Source organism: Arthrobacter sp. 49Tsu3.1M3 (genome assembly GCF_900168135.1).
Taxonomy (GTDB): Bacteria; Actinomycetota; Actinomycetes; order Actinomycetales; family Micrococcaceae; genus Arthrobacter.
Genome location: NZ_FUZD01000039.1, coordinates 1 through 6,001 on the forward strand (window position 1 = coordinate 1; position 6,001 = coordinate 6,001).

6 protein-coding genes are annotated in these 6,001 nt (G+C 65.4%); 4 read left to right on the forward strand and 2 right to left on the reverse strand.

Annotated features, from left to right (window positions below):
- Nucleotides 1–34: 34 nt before the first annotated feature.
- Together B5X90_RS20700 and B5X90_RS20705 are read right to left on the reverse strand one after the other, a co-directional pair.
- The gene (locus B5X90_RS20700; protein ID WP_143264752.1) at nucleotides 35–1,084 is read right to left on the reverse strand and encodes an IS30 family transposase; all 1,050 of its coding nucleotides are present in this window, start codon (nucleotides 1,082–1,084) and stop codon (nucleotides 35–37) included.
- 467 nt (nucleotides 1,085–1,551) lie between these two features.
- Nucleotides 1,552–2,151, reverse strand: coding sequence for a DUF3043 domain-containing protein (locus tag B5X90_RS20705; protein WP_079555764.1), 600 nt, complete (start codon nucleotides 2,149–2,151; stop codon nucleotides 1,552–1,554).
- A 106-nt stretch (nucleotides 2,152–2,257) separates the two neighbouring features.
- Here B5X90_RS20705 and B5X90_RS20710 point away from each other — a divergent pair, with 106 nt between their 5' ends.
- The 4 genes from B5X90_RS20710 to B5X90_RS20725 form a co-directional block, all read left to right on the forward strand.
- Nucleotides 2,258–3,688 (forward strand): dipeptidase, encoded by a 1,431-nt coding sequence (locus B5X90_RS20710; RefSeq protein ID WP_079555765.1) that lies wholly within the window; start codon nucleotides 2,258–2,260, stop codon nucleotides 3,686–3,688.
- Between the two features lie 170 nt (nucleotides 3,689–3,858).
- Complete coding sequence (locus B5X90_RS20715) at nucleotides 3,859–4,248, forward strand: HesB/IscA family protein (protein WP_028276724.1); 390 nt, start codon at nucleotides 3,859–3,861, stop codon at nucleotides 4,246–4,248.
- A 207-nt stretch (nucleotides 4,249–4,455) separates the two neighbouring features.
- Complete coding sequence (gene coxB / locus B5X90_RS20720) at nucleotides 4,456–5,328, forward strand: aa3-type cytochrome oxidase subunit II (protein ID WP_028276725.1); 873 nt, start codon at nucleotides 4,456–4,458, stop codon at nucleotides 5,326–5,328.
- 10 nt (nucleotides 5,329–5,338) lie between these two features.
- Nucleotides 5,339–6,001 (forward strand): cytochrome c oxidase subunit I (locus tag B5X90_RS20725; RefSeq protein ID WP_179129260.1); only part of this gene is annotated, 663 nt, incomplete at its 3' end.

Here is a 6,001-nt window from a genome sequence, read left to right on the forward strand (position 1 = left end):
GGCGGTTTCTAGGGGTCGTTGCAACACCTGTTGGTTAGGTGGGTAGTAGTAAATCACGCAGACGCTCGGCTGGGGTTTCCCAGCCGAGCGTTTTGCGTGGGCGGCCGTTGAGTTTCTGGGCGACCAGCTCGAGGTCTTCGGGACCGTAGACGGACAGGTCGGTGCCTTTGGGAAAGTACTGGCGCAGCAGCCCGTTCGTGTTTTCGTTCGACCCGCGCTGCCAGGGGCTGGCCGGGTCGCAGAAGTAGACGTCCATGTCCGTGGCGAGGCTGAACGACTTGTGGGCCGCCATTTCTGCTCCCTGGTCCCAGGTCAGGGATCCTCGCAGGTGCGCGGGAAGGTCCTTCATCGCGGCGACCAGCCCGTCCCGGACGGCCTCGGCACCGTGGTCTGCGGTCAGGTGCACGAGCATCACATACCGGGTGGTGCGCTCGACCAGGGTGGCGATCGCGGACTGGTTCAGCGCCCCGGTGATCAGGTCGCCTTCCCAATGCCCGGGCACGGCCCGGTCCTCGATTTCGGGAGGCCGTTCGGAGATCATGACCATGGGGTCTGTGAACCGGGGCTGGCGTTGGCCCGGTTCCTGGCGGGGCCGGCGGCGGGCACGGCCGGAGCGGAGGGCTGCCTGGATTTCGCGTTTGAGTCCGCCACGGGCCTGTAGGTAGAGGCTCTGGTAGATCGTCTCGTGGCTCACGCGCATCTCCTGGTCATCGGGGAAGTCCGTGACCAGCCTGTGCGATATCTGCTCCGGAGACCACTCCAGGCCCAATTTGTCCTGCACGTACTGCCGAAGGGCCGGGTCGGCGACCAGCTTGGCCGCTTTGGGACGTGCCCGGCGGGCAGCGGCTTGCCGTTGTGCGCCGTGGGGCAGGTAACCGAAGCGGGGATCGCTGTTGCGGCCCAGTTCCCGGCTGATGGTCGAGGGCGCCCTTCCCATCGCCTGCGCGATCGCTCTCATGGAAGTACCGGCCGCGGACAGGTCCCGGATCAGCTCCCGTTCCTGCAGCGACAGGAAGCGGGGGCCGATGGGCTTCTCCGCGGCCGAGGGCCGGGATCCCGGGTCCGGCGAGTGGAATGTGGTCACTCCCTGTTTGTAATCGATCACCCGCCCATCCGGGTAAAAGCGGCGGTTGTTCGACCTTCGGATTCCGCGGTCCCAGTCACGCGCCGTGCGGATATGCACGCCCACTGTCTTGGCGGCCTCCCCGCGACCGACACCGGCCCCGCGCAGCCGGAAGAATTCCTCCCGTCCCGGGTGCGGCCCGATCCCCGTTTTCCCGCGGCTCTTCAGCCCGGCCTTGCGGACCCAGCCGGCACATGTCGCGGCATTGAAACCCAGCTCCCTGGCGGCCGCCGTCGTGCTCCCCACGCGGTCAAAGACCTCGAAAAACGCCTTCTTCTGATCTAGCCCATATCGCACGGGCCGGGATGAATCCCGGCTTAAACGAACCACGGTCGTTGCAACTCCCAAAAGTCTGGGTGTTGCAACGACCGCTAGAACCCGCCGTAACTGCCGGGGGCTTCTTGGTTGAAGAATCGTGGACGGGAATCTCAGGCGGGGAACTCGCCGCGCCGGACCTGGGGCTTGGGCAGGCGCAGGCGGCGGAACTGCAGGGAGCGCATGGAGCCGTACCAGACGGTGCCGCGCTCGACGTCGCCGAACTTTTCGCCGAGCCGCTTCTTGAGCTTGCGGGAGAGGAAGAAGACATCCACGAAGACCGCGAGGAACATGACCCAGAAGGCGCCCAGGACGTAGACCATCTGTGCGCTGGAGGCCGGCACGAGCAAGGAGATGATGACAAACAGCAGGGCGCCGAACATGAGGAACTCGCCAAGGCTGAAGCGGGCATCGACGAAATCACGGGCGAACCGCTTCTGCGGACCCTTGTCCCGCAGCGGCAGGAACTTCTCGTCGCCGGTGTCCATGGCCTGCCGCATCTTGAGCCGCTGCTCCGTGACGGCGGCGCGCTCGGCCGCCTTGGAAGCCTTGCGGTCCTCCGGCACGAGGGGCCGCTTGCGGGCCGCCTCCTGGGCGCTGCGCTTGGGCGTGGGTGCGCCCTTGCCGGTCACGGCGCTACGGGCTGCTGCCTCGGTTGCCTGCTGGTCAACTATGTCCTGCGCCGATGGCGCTTCCTTTTTACGTCCAAACACCCCTAAAGAATACCCCGCAGACACAGGCCCGAGACCCAGCCCACACGCCGCCGGCCCGGGCGTGACGCTGTTTGTAGTGATTCAGAGCACGGGTAGTGTTTTGGCCATGACTTCATCTACCGCGGGGAACCCGCAGACCACCATGGACCACGAGGGCACCATCGATGCCGAGGCCCTGCGCCAGGCCGTGGCCGAATCGTTCGACGAGACGATCGGCCAGCTGAAGGATCTGGTTGCCATTCCGGGCATCGCCTGGCCCAGCTTTGATCCTGCCCCGTTGAACCGCAGCGCCGACGCCGTCGCCAGCCTCGTGCAGGCCAGCGGCTTCGACGACGTCCGGGTCCTCCGCTGCGACAAGGAAGACGGGACGCCCGGCGGGCCCGCCGTCGTCGCCCGCCGCCCGGCCGCGGAGGGCAAGCCAACAGTGCTGCTGTACGCCCACCACGACGTCCAGCCCACCGGCGACCTGGCACTGTGGGAAACCGACCCCTTTACCGCCGTCGAGCGCGACGGCAGGCTCTTCGGCCGCGGTGCCGCCGATGACAAGGCCGGCATCCTGGCGCACATCGCCGCCTACTCGGCGGTGACGCGGGTGCTCGGTGACGAGCTGGGCCTGGGCGTGACGTTCTTCTTCGAGGGCGAAGAGGAAGCCGGCTCGCCAACGTTCCGGCAGTTCCTGGAAACCCACCGCGAACTGCTCCGCGCTGACGTGATTATCGTGGCCGACTCCAGCAACTGGAAGGTCGGCATTCCTGCCCTCACCACCAGCCTGCGCGGCCTGGTGGACGGCACCATCGAGGTCAAGGTCCTGGACCACGCCGTGCATTCGGGCATGTTCGGCGGCCCCGTGCTCGACGCCCCCACCCTGCTGGCCCGCCTGATCGCGACCCTCCACGACGACGAGGGCAGCGTCGCGGTCAAGGGCCTGGTGAGCCGCGATGACGTCGTTGTCGACCTTACCGAGGAGGAGTACCGCGCCGACGCCTCCGTGCTCGACGGCGTGAAGCTCGCCGGGACCGGCAGCATTGCCTCCCGCATGTGGACCAAGCCCGCCCTCTCCATCATCGGCTTTGACGCCCCGGCCGTGGACGTGGCCTCCAACACCCTGCTGCCGCGCGCCCGGGCCAAGTTCAGCCTGCGCCTGGCCCCCGGGCAGGACCCGGCAGCCGCGATGGAGGCTGTCCGCCAGCACGTCGAAACCCACGCCCCGTTCGGCGCTGAGGTGGTATTCACCCCGGGGGAGAGCGGCAACTCCTTCCTGACGGACACGAGCTCGAAGGCAGCGTCCGTGGCCATGTGGGCCCTCGGCGAGGCCTGGGGCGTGCCCGCCGTCGAAATGGGGATCGGCGGATCGATTCCCTTCATCGCGGATCTCACCGAGCTCTACCCGGACGTGCAGATCCTGGTCACCGGCGTCGAGGATCCCGATTCCCGGGCCCACAGCGCCAACGAATCGCTGCACCTGGGCGACTTCCGGAACGCGATCGTCGCCGAGGCCCTGCTCCTCGCGCGCCTGAACAACGAAGGCGCGCTCTAGCCCGCGCACCCGGCGGGTCCCGGGGGAACATCCAGCCGTCTCCCACGGTTACGTCAGGAGTTAGAGCTACAGGGCTGCGCGAAGTAGCATGTAGCTATAGCCCATACCGTTTAAGTAGGGGCGGGCACCGTGCGAACGGGGCCGCCACCACCGTTGCAAGAAGGTAGGCCATGAGCACTACAACCAATGAAAACAGCGCCGGCAACTCTGCCGCCGAGGCCGGCGAGCTGGCCACGCACGAGGTCATGCTGACCGACGTCGCGGCTGGAAAGGTCCGCAGCCTGCTGGAGCAGGAAGGCCGCACCGATCTGCGCCTCCGCGTTGCCGTGCAGCCCGGCGGTTGCTCCGGCCTGATTTACCAGCTCTACTTCGACGAGCGGCTGCTCGACGGGGATGCAGTGCGCGACTACGACGGGGTGGAAGTCGTCGTCGACAAGATGAGCGTCCCTTACCTCAGCGGTGCCAGCATCGATTTCGAGGACACCATCGCCAAGCAGGGCTTCACAATCGATAACCCGAATGCCGGCGGGTCCTGCGCCTGCGGAGATTCGTTCCACTAATTCCTTCCACTAAGGCCGGGCATTTTGCCCGGCCTTAGTGCCGCAGGATCCTCAACGAGCGGCGCCTGCAAAAAGCTCCCGACGCACGGTGCGGACATGTGGGCGAAAACTCCCGGGGAGCGGTAAGCTCTACACCGAGTAGTAAAACTTTTCGTTTGCCCTGCCCGTCATTTGCGGGGCAACAGCAACAAGTAGGAAGGGCCGTCTGTGAGTTCGCAGAACCGAACCGGCAGCCGACGCAAACAGATCACTACGATCACTGGCTTGGCACTAGCCGGCGCGTTGGCTTTGACTGGATGTTCACCAGAGGTACAGAAGGGCTGGTTGCCCACCGAGCGTGGCACCACCAATCACACTGACCTCATCATGGACCTCTGGGTCAACTCATGGATTGCCGCGCTGGTCGTCGGCATCATCACCTGGGGCCTGATGATCTGGTGCATCGTCGCTTACCGGCGCCGCAAGGGCACCGTGGGCTTCCCGCGCCAGAACAGCTTCAACCTTCCGCTTGAAGTGTTCTACCTGACGATCCCGCTGTTCATGGTCCTGGTGTTCTTCTACTTCACCGACCGCGACCAGCAGTCCATCGATGACCGCTCAACGCCGGCCGACGTCGTCGTCGACGTCCGCGGCAAGCAGTGGGCATGGGACTTCAACTACTTGAAGGGCAATGTCGTCACTGAGGACGTGCACGAAGCCGGCGTCCAGGCGCACCTGACCGGTAACGACGTGGACAAGAACAAGCTGCCCACCCTGTACCTGCCGGTCAACAAGTCGGTTGACCTCGAGCTCAACGCGCGCGACGTCATCCACTCCTTCTGGGTCCCCGCGTTCCTGCAGAAGCGCGACATGATTCCCGGCAAGACCAACTACATCCGGTTGACGCCCACCAGGGAGGGCACCTACGACGGTAAGTGCGCCGAACTCTGTGGCGAGTACCACTCCGAAATGCTGTTCCGCGTGAAGGTTGTCTCCGAGTCGGAGTTCCAGGCGCACATGAACCAGCTGCGCCAGGACGGGAACACCGGCCTGCTCGGTGAAGAGTACGACCGCAACCCGGCCCCGGCCGAAACCAAGTAAGGGGAGCGACGTGGCAACTTACACTCAATCCGCCGGGATCCTCGAGGCTCCCGTAGTACCGAAGTCCAAGGGACGCATCGTCGTCAACTGGATCACCTCGACCGACCACAAAACGATCGGGTACATGTACCTGATCGCGTCGTTCATCTTCTTCTGCTTCGGCGGCATCATGGCGCTGCTGATCCGTGCCGAGCTCTTCGAGCCCGGCATGCAGATCCTGCAGACCAAAGAGCAGTACAACCAGCTCTTCACCATGCACGGCACCGTCATGCTGCTGATGTTCGCGACGCCGCTGTTCGCCGGCTTCACCAACGTCATCATGCCGCTGCAGATCGGTGCCCCCGACGTCGCCTTCCCGCGACTGAACGCACTGGCCTTCTGGTTCTTCCTCTTCGGCTCCACGATCGCCGTCTCCGGCTTCATCACCCCGCAGGGTGCCGCGTCGTTCGGCTGGTTCGCGTACGCGCCGCTGTCCAACACCACATTCACCCCCGGACTGGGCGGTGACCTCTGGGTCTTCGGCCTGGCGCTCTCCGGCTTCGGCACCATCCTCGGCGCCGTCAACTTCATCACCACCATCATCTGCATGCGCGCCCCGGGCATGACCATGTGGCGGATGCCGATCTTCACCTGGAACGCCCTCGTGACCTCCATCCTGGTCCTGATGGCCTTC

Excerpts from the sequence above, each read along its gene's own strand:
- B5X90_RS20715 (WP_028276724.1), top strand. The coding sequence starts at position 3,859 with ATGAGCACTACAACCAATGAAAACAGCGCCGGCAACTCTGCCGCCGAG.
- B5X90_RS20710 (WP_079555765.1), top strand. The coding sequence starts at position 2,258 with ATGACTTCATCTACCGCGGGGAACCCGCAGACCACCATGGACCACGAG.